This window comes from Hyphomicrobiales bacterium, assembly GCA_016125495.1.
GTDB lineage: Bacteria > Pseudomonadota > Alphaproteobacteria > Rhizobiales > RI-29 > RI-29.
Genome location: WGLQ01000001.1, coordinates 117264 through 132282, shown reverse-complemented (window position 1 = coordinate 132282; position 15019 = coordinate 117264). Strand labels below are relative to the sequence as shown.

At 65.9% G+C, this 15019-nt stretch carries 13 protein-coding genes and 1 tRNA gene; 1 reads left to right on the top strand and 13 read right to left on the bottom strand.

All coding sequences use genetic code 11. The features are described from left to right. The first annotated feature begins 396 nt into the window (after nt 1-396). Entirely contained in the window at nt 397-1071 is a 675-nt protein-coding gene (locus tag GC150_00580; GenBank protein ID MBI1383393.1) for a hypothetical protein, read from the top strand. A gap of 127 nt (nt 1072-1198) precedes the next feature. Here GC150_00580 and GC150_00575 read toward each other — a convergent pair. From GC150_00575 to GC150_00515, 13 genes are all read right to left on the bottom strand, one after another. Beyond that, a tRNA-Arg gene (locus GC150_00575) sits at nt 1199-1275 on the bottom strand. A 197-nt stretch (nt 1276-1472) separates the two neighbouring features. After that, a complete protein-coding gene (locus tag GC150_00570; GenBank protein MBI1383392.1) occupies nt 1473-2177 on the bottom strand; it encodes an ATP-binding cassette domain-containing protein in 705 nt (234 codons plus the stop codon). Continuing rightward, nucleotides 2164-2961, bottom strand: coding sequence for an ATP-binding cassette domain-containing protein (locus GC150_00565; GenBank protein ID MBI1383391.1), 798 nt, complete (start codon nt 2959-2961; stop codon nt 2164-2166). Before GC150_00565 ends, GC150_00570 begins: the two co-directional genes overlap by 14 nt. After that, on the bottom strand, nt 2961-3971 hold the full coding sequence (locus tag GC150_00560; protein MBI1383390.1) for a branched-chain amino acid ABC transporter permease: 1011 nt from the start codon (nt 3969-3971) through the stop codon (nt 2961-2963). The genes GC150_00565 and GC150_00560 overlap by 1 nt, the downstream gene beginning before the upstream one ends. A 47-nt stretch (nt 3972-4018) precedes the next feature. After that, the gene (locus tag GC150_00555; GenBank protein ID MBI1383389.1) at nt 4019-4891 is read right to left on the bottom strand and encodes a branched-chain amino acid ABC transporter permease; all 873 of its coding nucleotides are present in this window, start codon (nt 4889-4891) and stop codon (nt 4019-4021) included. 273 nt (nt 4892-5164) lie between these two features. Next, entirely contained in the window at nt 5165-6313 is a 1149-nt protein-coding gene (locus GC150_00550) for an ABC transporter substrate-binding protein (protein ID MBI1383388.1), read from the bottom strand. Between the two features lie 166 nt (nt 6314-6479). Next, nucleotides 6480-7448, bottom strand: a complete 969-nt coding sequence (locus tag GC150_00545; GenBank protein ID MBI1383387.1) for a TIGR03619 family F420-dependent LLM class oxidoreductase — start codon at nt 7446-7448, stop codon at nt 6480-6482. Between the two features lie 25 nt (nt 7449-7473). Next, a complete protein-coding gene (locus GC150_00540) occupies nt 7474-8256 on the bottom strand; it encodes a 3-oxoadipate--succinyl-CoA transferase subunit B (protein MBI1383386.1) in 783 nt (260 codons plus the stop codon). Beyond that, nucleotides 8249-9223, bottom strand: coding sequence for a CoA transferase subunit A (locus tag GC150_00535; protein ID MBI1383385.1), 975 nt, complete (start codon nt 9221-9223; stop codon nt 8249-8251). Before GC150_00535 ends, GC150_00540 begins: the two co-directional genes overlap by 8 nt. Nucleotides 9224-9287: 64 nt before the next feature. Next, a complete protein-coding gene (locus tag GC150_00530; GenBank protein MBI1383384.1) occupies nt 9288-10787 on the bottom strand; it encodes a pyridoxal-phosphate dependent enzyme in 1500 nt (499 codons plus the stop codon). Nucleotides 10788-10954: 167 nt separating this feature from the next. Beyond that, nucleotides 10955-13348: a 7,8-didemethyl-8-hydroxy-5-deazariboflavin synthase subunit CofH gene (cofH, locus tag GC150_00525; protein ID MBI1383383.1), complete on the bottom strand. Its 2394-nt coding sequence runs from the start codon at nt 13346-13348 to the stop codon at nt 10955-10957. A gap of 14 nt (nt 13349-13362) precedes the next feature. Beyond that, nucleotides 13363-14061, bottom strand: coding sequence for a 2-phospho-L-lactate guanylyltransferase (gene cofC, locus GC150_00520; protein MBI1383382.1), 699 nt, complete (start codon nt 14059-14061; stop codon nt 13363-13365). Further along, complete coding sequence (locus GC150_00515) at nt 14058-15017, bottom strand: 2-phospho-L-lactate transferase (protein MBI1383381.1); 960 nt, start codon at nt 15015-15017, stop codon at nt 14058-14060. Before GC150_00515 ends, cofC begins: the two co-directional genes overlap by 4 nt. Between the last annotated feature and the right edge of the window lie 2 nt (nt 15018-15019).

The window sequence follows — 15019 nt, the reverse complement described above, 5'->3', positions numbered from 1 at the left end:
GTCGTCGATCGCGTTGGCCGGTTCCACCGCTTCGCTCCGCCGCGTGCGCGGCTGCGCTCGGCGCCGGAACCGGCTAAGGAAGACGCCTAGCAGTGTCAGGGATGCTGTCGGTCCAAATTGTCAGGGATGTGCCCGGTCGTTTAAGTCCAACCCCATAATTCTGCGAATCACTAAGAGTCTAAGCTTCTGATTCTAATTTGAAATCATGCACTCCGAATTGAATGACAGGGCGAACACCAGTGTGATTAAAGCGATGGGACAATTCTTATGGTGATCCACAGCGCCTTGTACACTTGCGACCACACCTTGAAAGCTTTGCATCTACTCACCAAGTGCTCACCGCCAATTATACATGTCGCGCTTTCACTGGCCCCGTCCAACGAAGAGGTGGCTTACATGGCAGTAGTGAATACAGTGGTTGATCTTATTGGTTACCTGGCTTGGCCCGCCGTAGTGATTGGCATCGCGCTTTTTTTTCGCGATGAGATCAAGTCTTTCCTCAGCTCTTTTTCCGGCATGGCCGGTCGCCTCAAGAAAGCCGGCCCACTGGAATTCCAGGATCCGGTCGGTCACCAAGGCGTGGTAGTGGAAGTGTCACAAAAGAAGGAGGATGTGGGAAAGGCGCTCGAGACGGACCCACTTCCGGATGATCCAACGCTGCGGCCCTGGATCGAGCCAATCCAGGAACTTATCCAGAGGAAAAACTTGAGCAACGCGCCGGATCTGAAAGATCGCCTGATACGTGAATTGGCGTGGAGCAATCGGTACAACGACTTCAGCAATATTGGCCGCCAGATCTTTGGGACCCAAGTTGCGGCTCTAAGGGAAATAGCTGCAAGCGCTGCGCTACCAGCTGAAGCACTTCAACGGCTTCACGCTGAGCACGAAGTTCGCGTGTTTGCCGACGGGCGGGAAGCAAATCCATTGGATTTTCTGAGTTGGGTCGCCTTCTTGCGGGATCAGCGGTTGATAGCAATGGATGAACAAGGTCGCTATGCCATCACACCCATCGGAAGGACTTTTGTCCAATTTGCTGCTGCAAACAGCGTGACGGAGGCGCGTCTCTACTGACCACAGCACGGTGGGAAACGGTGAATTCCAATATTCGCGGCAGCAGTGCGCTGGATGGGTGTACGATTATTATCTGACGGCCAGTAAGGGGAGTGAGCAGGAAAAAAGCAAGCGGCCAGCTTGTTGGTGGCGCACCCGAGAGGATTCGAACCTCTGACCTCTGCCTTCGGAGGGCAGCGCTCTATCCAGCTGAGCTACGGGTGCCGGCCGGCGGCGCGCACTGGAGAAGGCGCCGGACGGGTCGCGACGGGACCGGCCCTGCCGGACCCCATCCACGGGGCCGACCATAACCGAAGCACCGGCGAGGGGCAACGCTCGGATTGTGCCGCCATGCCCGGGCCGGCCCGCTCGAGCTGGACCGCGCCGATCGGGCCGATCGGTCCATGCGACGCCCAGCCCCGTCAGCCGCCGAGATAGGCCTCCTGGACATGCGGATTGCCGAGCAACTCCTTGCCGGTCCCGGTCAGCGCGACGCGACCCTGCTCGAGAACGTAGGCGCGCGTCGAGAGTTCGAGGGCGGCAAAGGCGTTCTGTTCCACCATGATCACCGTCGTTCCCTCGGCCCGGATGCCGGCGACGATCTCGAAGGTGCGCTCGACCAGATTGGGCGCGAGACCGAGCGAGGGCTCGTCGAAGAGAACGAGCTTGGGACGCGACATCAGCGCGCGCGAAATGGCCAGCATCTGCTGCTCGCCGCCCGAGAGCGTGCCGGCGGCCTGGTCGCGCCGCTCGAAGAGAATGGGGAAGCGCTCATAGAGGCGATCGAGATCGCTCTGGATGCCCGCACTGTCGTTGCGCAGGTAGCAGCCCATCTCGAGGTTCTCGCGAACGGTCATGTACGGAAAGACGCGCCGGCCCTCCGGGCAATGGGCGATGCCGAGCCGCAGGATGTCGCGGGCGGAGCGGCGGGTGATGTCCTCCCCCTCGAAGAGGATGCGCCCGGATACCGGCGGCAGCAGTCCGGAAATGGCCTTCAGCGTCGTCGTCTTGCCGGCGCCGTTGGCACCGATGAGGCTGACCAGTTCGCCCTTGCCCACCTCGAGCGAGATGGAGCGGACAGCCTCGATCTTGCCGTAGCGGCAAACCAGTCCTTCAACTGTGAGCATCGGCAAACCTCTCGCCGAGATACGCGCGGATGACCTCGGGATTGCGGCGGATCGCATCCGGCGGCCCATCGGCGATGATGTGGCCCTGGTTGAGGACCACGATCCGGTCCGAAGCGCCCATCACCATCTTCATGTCGTGTTCGACCATGAGGATCGTCAGCCCGCGTTCGCGCAGGCGATGCACGATCTGCATGAAACTCGCCGTCTCGGCCGGATTCATGCCGGACACGGGCTCGTCGAGCAGGAGCAACGTGGGTCCGGCCGCGAGCGCGATCGCCACCTCGAGCAGGCGCAATTCCCCGTAGGCCAGCGAGCCGGCGATCTCGCCGCGCCGGTGATCGAGGCCGACGATGGCGAGTGTCTCGCGGGCGAGGTCGCGCAGTTCGCGCTCCTCCCTGGCGACCGAACCGAGGCCGAGAATGATGGCCCAGGTGCTCTGGCGCGAGCGCAAGTGGAGGCCGACGAGGATGTTGTCGAGCACGGTCTGGCCGGCAAAGACGCTCGTCTTCTGGAAAGTCCGCACGACGCCGAGGGCGGCGATCTGGTGCGGCTTGAGACCGTTGAGGAGCTGGCCGCGATAGCGGATCTCGCCGGAGCTGGCCGGCACGTAGCCGGTGATGGCGTTGAAGGCGGAGGTCTTGCCGGCGCCGTTCGGACCGATGAGGGAGAGGACCTCACCCTCGTGGACGTGGAAGGTCATGCTCTCGACGGCGAGGAGGCCACCGAAGCGGATCGAAAGAGCGTCGACGGTGAGCGCCTTGGGCCTGTTCACGTCGGTCGTCATCAGCTCCTCCCCCGGCGTGTTTCCATTCCCTCGCCGGCGGGCGCGGCGACGCCGATGTCAGGCGGGCTGGAGGCGAAATACGAGCGCCACCAGCGGCTCACCGCGGGCACGATCCCTTCGGGCAGGAAGTAGACGACGAGGATCATCAGGATGCCATAGACGATCCACTGCACCTCGGGCTGCACCGACATGCTGCGCAGGACCTCCGGGAAGAGGCCGAACAGGGCGCCACCGACGATCGGGCCCGCGAGCGTGCCCTTGCCGCCCGTGATCACCATGATCACCATGGTCACCGTGTAGATGAAGAGGAAAACGTCGGGGTCGACGATGCGGATGTAGTGGGCATAGAGCGCGCCCGCCGCCCCGGCGATGCCGGCCGATACCGCCGTGGCGAGCACCAGATAGCGCGTGACGTCGATGCCGACGGAGGTTGCCAGCGGCTCGTTCTCGCGCAGCGCGATCATGGCGCGGCCGGCGCGGGAATCGACGAGGCGCGCGATGACGATGTAGGTCACGATCGCGAACACCAGCATCAGATAGTAGCTCTGCGGCTTGCGCAGGAAGGAAACGACCCAGCCGGTCGCTGGATCGCCGAGCTGAAGGTGGGGAATATTGTTCAGGGCCATCGGTCCCTGCGTCAGCTCGACCCAGTTGAGCGCGACGAGGCGGACGACCTCGGCGAAACTGACCGTGACGATGACGAAGTAGGCGCCGCGGACCTTGAACGAGATGCGGCCTATGATCCAGCCGAAGAGGCCGGCCACGACCACAGCCCACAACATGGCGAACCAGACGGGCTTCGGCGTGATCCCTATCGGAATGCCGGCGACGTTTATCTCAAAGCCGAGCGACACGAGGCTGGAGACATAAGCGCCGATGCCGAAGAAGGCGACGTGGCCGAGGCTCAGCTGGCCGGTGTAGCCGAGCAGCAGGTTGAGGCTCATGGCCGCGATGATGAAAATCCCGGTCGTGATGAGGACGTGCAGGACGTAGAAGTCCTTCAGCCACATGGGAACCGAGAACAGGAATGCCAGAAGGGCGATGATGGCGAGGCGCTTCACCCGATGCGCTCCTTGCGTGCAAACAGCCCGGTCGGCTTGAAGAGGAGGATGACGATGATGAGCAGGAAGCCCATCGCGTCGCGATAGCCGGAGGAAATGTAGCCGGCGCCCAACTCCTCCATGAAGGCGAGGATGAAGCCGCCGATGGTGGCGCCGGCGATGTTGCCGAGGCCTCCGAGGATGACGATCGCGAAGGCCTTGAGCGAGGCGAGGTCGCCCATGGTCGGGTAGACCACGAAGACCGGGCCGAGAAGGGCGCCGGCGGCGGCGGCAAGGCCCGAGCCGAGCGCGAACGTCGCCATGTGGATGGCGTTGATGTTGACACCCATCAGCGCCGCGGTCTCACGGTCCTGGAACGTGGCGCGCATCGCCTTGCCGAGTTTTGTCCGGTTGATGAGCGCGTAGCTCCCGGCGATCAGTGCGAGAGCGACGATGAGGACGAAAATGCGGGTCCAGGATGCCGAGACGGCGCCGATCACAAGTGGCGAGTCGGGGAACGGGTTGTCGATGGACTTGGCGACGCCGCTCCATATCAACTGCTCGGTGTTTTGCAGCGTGATCCAGGCGCCGATCATCACGAGCATGGTGGTGTCGATGTCGGCGTCACGCAGCTTGCGCAAGAGAATGAACTGGATCGCGGCGCCGAGAAGGATGCCGAGCACGATGGCAAGCCCGAGGGAAACGAAGAAGTTCAGCCCGAGCACCATGACGAGCATGTACATCATATAGGCGCCGAACGCGTAGAGTTCGCCGTGGGTGAAATTCACGACGCGCATGATGCCGAAAATCAGCGTCAGTCCGATCCCGAGGAGGGCATACGTGCCGCCCAGGATGAGCGCGTTGACGACATGCTGGAGGAATTGATCCATGTGCGATCTGACCTCACGGCGGCGACCAGCCGTGTCTCATGGTGAAGGGATGCCGGAAGGTGCTCGGCGCAAGGGTCCGCGCCACATGAGCGGCGAGGTCATCGAGGAGGGGACCGAGGCGAGAGGCCAGCGTCGGCGCTGCCGCCTCGATCCTTTCGGTTGCCCGGCCGAGGGTCGTGCCGGCCGGGTCCGTCCGTCGTCAGCCGTGCTCCCGCTCCGTCATCGATCCGTCCTGCGACGGCGACGGGGAGCCGGATGGGCCCAGGTGCGGCGTCAGTTGCCGCGAACGACCTTGCCGCCCTCGATCTTGACGAGATAGACGCTCGGCACGTTCTGGGCGCTCTCCTGACCGGCGGGGCCTTGCTTGATGAAGGCGATGTTGCCGTTGATGCCCTTGACCGTCACGCCCCAGAGCGCGGCGCGGATGGCCTCGGCCTCGACCTTGCCGGCAGCCGAGATCGCGGCGACGATGGTGTGGATGCCGTCCCAGCCGCGGAAGCCCTCGGTCAGGCCGCCGATTTTGTGGCCCTTGGCGTTCCAGCGCGCAACGAAGGTCTTGGCGACGTCCGGATTGGCGACCGCGTCCGGGAACCAGGGCGTGAAGAAGACGAGGTGGTGGGAGCCCTCAGCCGCGGCGCCGGCCTGAGCGATCAGCTGGTCGGGCGAGTTCGAGCCGCCAGTGGTGATGATGCGGGCCGTCAACTGCAGGTCCTTGGCCTGACGCAGGATCAGCGTGATCTGCTCGACCGCGGTGGTCACGAACACCGTGTCGGCGCCCGAGGCCTTGATGGTGCCGAGCTGGGCGGAAAACTCCGTCGCCTTCGGGTCCATCGTCTCGCGCGTCACGACTTCGACGCCCTGGCTCTGGAGCATTGCGGCGAACTTGTCGGCGGCTCCGAGGCCGAAGTCGTTGTTGGTCGAAAGGAACGCGGCCTTCTTGATGCCGAGGCTGGCGACCAGTGGCGTGAAGGCCTGGGCTTCCATCTCGGAGGTCGGGCTGATGCGGAAGATATAGGGGTTGCCCGATGTCGTGATCTTGCCGGACGAGGAGGTCTCGACCAGCATCGGGATCTGGTATTCCATGAGCTTGGGCATGACGGCGAGCGTCAGCGTCGAACTCCAGGCGCCCATCATGACCTGAACGCCATTGCTCACGATGAGCTTCTCGGCCGTCGCGACGGCCTCGGTCGGGTTCGACTTGTTGTCCTCGATGATCAGCTCGATCTTCTTGCCGAGGACACCGCCGTTGGCATTGATTTCTTCAGCGGCGAGGCGCGCCCCGTCGGCGACGTAGTTGCCGGACGCCGCGAATGCGCCCGTCAACGGCTGGGTGACGCCGATCTTGATGGTGTCCTCGGCCTTGGCGGGACCCGCGAGCATCATTGCTGCCAATGCGCTGGCCAGCAGAACCGACTTCCTCATTCGCTTCACTCCCTTTGATGACCTGAGGGCCTGAGCCGTCAGGTGAAGCAACTTACTCCCGGTAGATTATTGTTCTAATTTTAGGCACATCGGACGACTGGAGCATATTCCCGCCTCCGACGAGTTGCAAGGCCGGCTGTCCGGCCTTGGAGCGACCCGCGGTGCGTCAGGCCTGGCGTGCCCGAAGGCGCGGCAGGATGTCGCGGGCAAGGGCGTCGACCTGTTCCTTCTCGTAACGGTAGGGAACGAATATGAGGCGGTCGATGCCAGTCGCGAGGTGAGCCTCGATCTGCTCGATACACTCCTCGGGCGTTCCGATGATGGCGCTGTCCATGGTCGACTCCGACCAGGACGCATAGTCCCATTCGGTTTGCAGCCATTCGCGCATCGGTCCTTCGACCTTGGCGCGCGGCCCGATGACGATGGGGAGCTGGTTGGTGGAAATCAGCTCGTCGGGGTTGCGTCCGGCCTCCTCGGCGAACCCGCGAATGCGGGCCCACGTGCGGGCGAAGCTCTCGGCGGTGTAATAATAGGTCAGCCAGCCGTCGCCCTTGGTGGCGGCACGCTTGAGAACGGCGTCCACATAGCCGCCGATGAGCAGCGGGGGGCGCGGCTTCTGGAGGGGCTTGGGGTACATCACCGCCCCGCGAATATTGTAGGGGGGGTATTCGCCGTCGACACGCTCCTCGGTCCAGAGCCGATCGATGATCTCGAGGCTCTCTTCCATGATGCGGCCGCGCTTCGTGAAGTCGACACCGAGGGAGTCGAACTCGCGCTTGTACCAGCCGACGGCGGTGCCGACGAGCAGGCGGCCGTTGGATATGTGGTCGATGGTGGCGAGTTCCTTGGCGAGGATCACGGGATTGCGCATCGGCATCACGAGCACGCCGGTGCCGACCCGGATGCGGGTGGTGCGCGCCGCGACCGCCGTGAGGATCAAAAGAGCCTCGTGGATGGGAAAGTTCGGGTCGACCCCGAGGAGGATATGATCCCAGGCCCAGATGGACTCGAAACCGAGTTCCTCCATGCGCACGCCGTACTCGATCAGCGCACGCGCGTCCGGCATCTCCGGATAGCGCGTGAAGTTGCGCATCGCGATGCCATAGACGGTCTGCTTCTTGGTGGTTGACGTCATGGTACTCAACTCCTGGCGGCCGGGATCAGGCGGTGTAGAGGCGCTCGGGGTCGAGATGGCGCAGCACGGCCAACTCGGCGGCGGTCGGTGGGGGTGTCGTCTCGAGGCGCTCGGCGAAGGTGAGATCGAAGCCGGTGTTGTCCTGGACCTGCTCGCGCGTCACACCTTCGTGGAGGGCGAGGACCTGCATCTCGCGGGTCCGCTCCTCGAAGCCGAGAATGGCGAGATCGGTGACGACACGCCACATGCCCCCCTGGGGAAGGCCGCGCTCGGCGCGCGAGTTGCGGCCCTCGATCCAGCCGGGTGATGTGATGAAATCGACATCGCGCACGAAGCGGCGCTTCTCGTGCTTCATGGCGACGATCATGTTGGTCAGGGAGGAGATATCGTTGCCGCCACCGGTGCCGGGCAGGCGGATCTTCGGATTGGCGGCGTCGCCGATGTAGGAGGAATTGAGGTTGCCGAAGCGGTCGATCTGGGCGCCGCCCATGAAGCCGACGTCGACATAGCCGCGCTGGAGGAGGAGGAGAACGTCGGTGATCGGCAGGACCATGTTGGCGCGCCGCGTGCAGCGCTGCTCGTTGGTCGAGGGCGGCAACTCACCGGGGACGATGAAGGGACCGATCGTGCCGCCCTCGAAGAGGATGGTGAGGTGCGGGGCGAAATTTCGCTGGGCGAGGGTGGCGGCCAGGAGCGGAATGCCGATGCCGGCAAAGACGATCTGGCCGTCGCGCAGCAGGCGGGAGGCCATGACGGCCAGCAACTCGGAGCCGGTGAAAGCGGTTCGCATCGCCGATTGCTCAGTCATTGATCACGCTCCTTCCGCGACGGCTGGCATCGAGCAACGCCTCCATGCCCAGGAGAGACAGATATTCCGACCACGAGGCGGGACCATAATAATACTTCTCCAGATACTCGCGGGTGCCGGCGATCGGGTCCTTGCCGCTCATGGCGGCATAGAGATCGAGATGCTCGAAGAACGGCTCGTAAACGCCATAACATTCGTGCGGCGCGCAGCCGTAGGGCACCTCCACGACCGCGTCGACGGTGAAGAAGGGGATGCGCGTCTGGTCGGGCTGGCGACGAATCTGATCGTTGGAGACGATGCGCTCGGTGGTCAGAATGACGCGGTTGGCGGCCATCGCCATGTCGATGTCCATGAACTGCAGGCCGTCGAGCTGGGCATTTCCGTAGGCATCGCAGCGCTGAACGTGGATGAGCGCGACGTCGGGATTGAGGGCGGGAAGGAGGGTGATTTCCTCGCCGGTGAACGGGCAGGTCATGGTCTTGACCTCGTCGCCAAGGCGGTCGGCGACGCCCGAACCCACCATGGAGCGGGTCGGCATGAACGGTACGCCCATGGCGCCGGCCCGATAGCGCAGGCCGATCGACATATGGCTCCACTCGTCGTAGCGGGCCAGTTTGTTCTCCGTGTGGTGGCGCATCACCTTGGAGACGCCCCAGACGATGCCCTGGGTGAACCAGCTCGTGATGACGTGCCGCGAGACGCCGGAGGCATAAAAGAGGTCGCCCTCGGTCGAGGTGATCGAGCGCGAGATGGTGAGGTCCCGACGGCGGGCGCGGATCAACGCCCAGACCATGGCCATCGGCGTGCGGGAAACGGTGCACCCGCCAATCGCCACATGGTCGCCGTCCTTGACCAGGGCGGCGGCATCCTCGAGCGACATGACTTTTTCGCGCAAACCGCGATCGCGCTCGGCGGTGCGCTCGCGCAGTTTGGCATAGGGGATGACAAGCTCGCCGGTGCCGGCCATGGGGGATGCTCTCCTCGTTTCCCGTCACTCTTGTGTCCGGCTCGGGGCCGGAACGCCAGCCGTCTCAGTCGCTGTCCATGCCACTGTCGCGGTTGAAGGCGACGATCATCTCGTCCCAGAGCGCGACATGATCGTGCAGGCCGCGCCAGAAGGATTGGGAGCGGCGACGCTCGAAATCCTCGAGTTCGACGCCCTGCTGCTCGACCCAGGTGAAATAGCCGAGGTTGAAAATACGATCGCGTTCGCGCTGTGTCAGCTCGAGGACGTGTTCGGTATCGGCGCCGCAGAGATGCCGGGAGACGATTTCCGCCGCGAATTCGGGCTGCAGGCGCTCGCCGCTCTGGCGGCGGGTAAGATAGTGCTCGAGTTCGCTCGCATAAAGGTCCGCACCATCGGTGGCGATCGTCATGACGACGCTGTCGCGGCCGAGGCCGAGGTGCTTGGCGAGCTTGATCGCGCCGAGCATGTTGGCGATGCTCGAAAGACCGAAGAGGCCGAGGCGCTCGAGGGTTTCGCGGGGAACGTCGAGGCGGCGCGCCAGGTAGTCCTTGCCTTCGGACGTGGCGAACACCGCATTGAGGCCGTCGGTCGCCTGATCGGAAACGCCGATCACGAAGTCGGTGTTGGTGACGTTGTGGATCAGCGGCACGTGCTTGTCGCCGATGCCCTGGATGTTGTGCTCGCCGAAGCCGTTCATGAGGAGCGTCGGGCATTCCACCGCCTCGACGACGGCAATGCGGGTGCCGAAGGCGGTCTTGAGGTGGTCGCCGGCCGCCAGGGTACCGGCCGAGCCGCTCGCCGAGACGAAGCCAGCGAGATCGAGGCCGGGTGTGGTGCGCTCGATGTGGCGAAATACGGCCTCGAGGGCCGGGCCGGTGCAGCGCCAGTGGCCGAGATAATTGGCGAAGGCCGAAAACTGATTGACGATCTCGTTGGCGGGATCACGATCGAGTTCGGCGCACTTGTCGTAAATCTCCTTGACGTTCGACTCCGTGCCGGGGGTGCGCACGATGTCGTCGGGCGATGCGGCCCAACGGGCGAGCCAGTCGAAACGCTCGCGGCTCATGCCGGCCGGCAGCACGGCCACGCCGCGGCAGCCGAGGATGCGGGAGATGGCGATGCCGCCACGGCAGTAATTGCCCGTCGATGGCCAGATCGCGCGTTGCGCCAGGGGATCGAAACGACCGGAAACGAGGAGCGGCGCGAGGCAGGCGTAGGCGGCGAGCACCTTGTGGGCACCGATCATCGGGAACAGCGCGCCGAAGGCGACGACGATTCGGGCATCGACACCGGTCAGTTCGGGTGGCAATTCGATGTGGCAGGGAACGTCGACCGTGCCCCGCCTGTCGAGGGCGTTGTACCAGTGGACGCGATAGAGATTGGCGGCGTCCGGCTCGTCCGGGCCGACCTTGGCGAGGCGGGCGCGGCTCGCTGCCGGAGCGGTGTGAGGCGCGGCGATCTCGGCGAAGGTCGGCAGGCGGACCCCCTGCTCGCGCAGCTTGGCGACGGCCTTGCCGCGCACGCTCGCACTCTCGACGCCGGTCGGCAGATCGAACGCACCCATGGCAGTCTCGTCCCTCTCCAGGCGTCGGCTTCGACGACCAAACATCCGATAATACTATCGATAGAATGATTGGACGCAAGCCGCAATCGGCAGCTTGCGTTTTCGTGTCCCGGCCACGTCATCCGGCGATCGGGCGGCCCTCGTGTCAAGCTCCCGCCGCGACCGGCTCAACGGCCGCCTGCAGCGAGCGCCGGTGATACCGCGCGGCCCTCGTTCGGCTGGCCTTCGTGCGCTTTCGTGCGCGTGTCGGGTGGCACGCCGTAGAGTGTCGTCCGCTGGCGGGGGATTCGGCCGGCCCGCCGGATCAGCCTTTCGAGTTCGGCGGCATCCAGCTCCTGGCCGTGCGCGGCGCCGGCGGCGCGGGTGATCGACTCGTTCATCAGTACGCCGCCGAGATCGTTGGCGCCCGCTGTAAGGCACACCGCCGCCCCGTTCGGTCCCATCTTGACCCACGAGGCCTGGATGTTCGTGATCAACGGATCGAGGACGAGGCGCGCGACGGCGTGCATCAGCAGCGCCTCGCGCCAGGTCGGGCCCTTGCGTGAGCGGCCCTTCAGATAGATCGGGGCCTCCATGTGCACGAACGGCAAGGGCACGAACTCGGTGAAACCGCCGGTCTCGGCCTGCAACGTGCGCACCCGCAGGAGGTGGCGGGCCCAGTGGCGGTAGCCGTCGACGTGGCCGAACATGATGGTCGCCGTGCTCGCCAAGCCGACGCCATGCGCCGCGCGCATCACTTCGAGCCACTGGGCGGTGTCGATCTTGTCCGGGCAGAGGATTGCGCGGACCTCGTCGTCGAGGATCTCGGCCGCGGTACCGGGCAGGCTCGAAAGGCCGGCCGAGCGCAGCATCGAAAGGTAGTCGGCAAGCGGCATGGCGAGGGTGCTCGCGCCATGCCAGACCTCGAGCGGCGAGAAGGCGTGCACGTGCAACTCGGGCAGGGCCTCGTGGATCGCCTCGACGATGGCGCGATAGGTGTGGCCGGTATAGCCGGGCCGGATGCCGCCCTGCAGGCAGACCTCGGTGGCGCCCCGTTGAACGGCCTGCCGGCTCCGCTCGACGATCTCGGCGAGGGGCAGATCGTATGGCTTGTCGCGATGGCCGAGGGTGTGGGCGCCCTTCGAGAAAGCGCAGAACTTGCAGCCGTAGGTGCAGATGTTCGTGTAGTTGATGTTGCGATTGACGACGTAGGTGACGACGTCGCCGGAGCGCGCGGCGCGGCGGGCATCGGCGGCCGAGAGTATGGCCGCGAGGTCGGCGCCGCGTGCTTCGAAGAGGCCCTCGATCTCGTTCTCGGTCGCGCACTCGCCGGCCTCGAGACGGGCGAGCGTCGCGGCGATGGGCTTCGAGACGCCGAGCGCGGAGGTCGCGAGCTTCGGCAGGTCCGCCAACGCGCCAGCGGTCCAGGCGTCCTCGCGGGCGAGGCCCATGCCATCGCACTGGCGCAGCAGGGCCGGCCGCGTCGCGGGATCGAGCCAGCGCTCGGGATCGCGGGCGTGCTCGGCATGGACGGCGAGACGTTCGACCAGCTCGCGGCCCGCCGCCTCGGTCTCGCGGGCGAGCCGCTCGACCTCTGGCCAGGGGGCTTCGGGATTGACGTGGTCGGGGGTGACGGCCGAGACGCCGCCCCAATCGTCGATGCCCGCGGCAATGAGGCGCGCGAGTTCGTCCGGCCGCAGATTGGGTGGCGCCTGCAGGTGCATTCTCGGGCCGAGCACGATGCGCGCGACAGCAATGGTCCAGAGCTGGTCCTCGAGGCTCGGCTCGGGGGCGCCTGCCATGCGGGTGCCCGGCTTGGCGCGGAAATTCTGGATGATCAGTTCCTGGATGTGGCCGTGCTCGACCTGGAGACGGCGCAGGGCCAGGAGCGATTCGATGCGTTCGCGCCGCGTCTCGCCGATGCCGACAAGGAGGCCCGAGGTGAACGGAACGCTCGCGCGGCCGGCCGCATCGATGGTGGCGAGCCGGCGTTCCGGGCGCTTGTCGGGCGAGCCATGGTGGGGTCCGCCCTTCTCGCAGAGCCGCTCCGACGAGGATTCGAGCATCAGCCCCATGGAGACGGAAACGCGGCGCAAGCGCGCGATCCAGGCGTCGTCCATGAGGCCGGGGTTGAGGTGGGGGAGCAAGCCGGTGCGCTCGAGGACGAGGCCCGCGGTCTCCTCGAGGTAGGACAAGGTCGAGCCGTGGCCGAGTGCGTCCAAGGCCCGGCGAGCCGTGGCGTAGCGGGCTTCGGGCCGATCGCCGAGCGTGAACAGCGCTTCCCTGGCGCCGGCGGCGGCGCCCCTCTCGGCGATCTCGAGGATGCGCTCGAGGGAGAGATACGCGGCTCCGCTGCGCGAGGGCGGCTTGGCGAAGGTGCAGTAGTGGCACACGTCGCGGCAGAGCATGGTCAACGGTATGAAGACGTTGCGCGAGAATGTGACGCCGCGGCCATGACCGGCGAGCGTAAGGTCCCCGGCGAGCGCGAGGAGGCGGCCGAGATCCTCCATGCCGGCAAGCGCCAGGGCATCGTCCTCGGCGGGCAGCTCACCGTTGGCGGCCGCAGCGAGTGCGCGTTCCATCGCCGATCTTGCCATCACCATTCGATCTCCATGACAGGGGAATGCGGCGCGCGGACCGTGCCCGGCTCTTCGTCGAGAAGCAGGCGGTAGCGCGGGCCGCAACGAGGCTCGGCGAGCAGCCGGTCGAGGTCGGCGGGCGTATCGACGTCGAAGCCGAGGGCACCGCAATTGCGCAGCACCCGGACTGGGCCGGCCGCTCGCAGGGTCACGGCGTGGCGTTCGGCGCTCGCAGGGCCGAATGCTGGCGCCACGACGAACGGCGCGTGCAGCAGCAGCGCATTCGTTCCGTCGCCATCGCTCGCCGGTGCGATCACCGTGGCCAGATCGTCGCCGGAGGTCGCGGCGTCCAAGAGCGTGGTGATGTCGCGCGGCGTTGCCGCCGGCACGTCGGCCGGAAGCACCAGGGCATGACGCCATCCGCGTCCGGCCGCCACCTCGAGACCGCGGACGATGGCGGGGTTGAGACCGCTCTCTGCCGCCTCGAGCACGATCTCGGCGCCGGCCGAGCGCGCGCGGTCCGCGACCTCGCCATCGGGCGTCACGACGAGGACGCATGCAATGCCAGGGGTCTGGCGCAGGGTTGCAAGGACGTCCGTCAGCATGGCCAGCACGAGGCGGCGGCGGCGCGGCGGCGTGAGCCGAGCTGCCAACCGGTGCTTGGCGCGGTCCAGACGCTTGACCGGCACGATGGCGCAGACACCCGCTGGAATCATCGCACCCACTCCCGCTGCTCGCGGAGTTCCTGGCAGTACCGGATCGCCACTTCGGCCAGCGCGATCTTTTCGGCCTCGTCGTGCATGACCGTCTTCGCCGCGATGCCGCGCACGCCGAGAGTGCCCACGAGGTCGGCGTCGGCCTCATCGACGATGAAGCCGTCGATCAGGCCGCGGTAGTGGCTGGCGATCGTCGCGGCACTCGCTGCGTGGCCGAGTTCGTCCATGATCTTGGCGGTCGGGCCCTTGATCGCCTTGCCGGCAACGAGCGGGCTCACCGCGATAACCGGGGCCGGGGCGCTTTCGAGCAGTTCGCGCATGCCCGGCACGGCCAGGATCGGCGCGACGCTTAAGTAGGGATTGGAGGGGCAAACGACGATCCCGCCGAGTGCCGGGTCGGCGATGGCGGCCGCGATCTCGGGGGTCACGCGGGCGCGATCGGCGCCTTCGTAGCGGATCGAGCGAAGGCGCGGGCGGCATTGCTCGCGCACGAAGTACTCTTGGAACGCGAGTGGTCCGATGTCCGTCTCGACGAGCGTGGCGACCGGCTCGTCGCTCATCGGCAGGATGCGGCAGGACAGGCCAAAGCGCTGGCGCACCGCGTCCGTCACGTCGGTCAAGCGGGCACCGGCCGCAAGGCGGCGCGTGCGCTCGACGTGGAGAGCGAGATCGCCGTCCCCGAGGTTGAACCAGGTCGGTCCGCCGAGTTCGCCCAGCACCTTCATGAAGGTCCAAGTTTCGTCACGCCGCCCCCAGCCTTTTGCCGGATCGACGAGGTCGGCCAGGGTGTACAGCGTCGTGTCGACATCAGGCGAGATGGCGAGGCCGAGATGGGTGAAATCGTCGCCGGTGTTGACGACGACCGTCAGCCGCTCGCCGAGGAGACGATAGAGCCCGAGCGCGAGCTTGGCGCCGCCGATGCCGCCGGAAAGTGCAAGGATGCGCGGGCCTGACACCG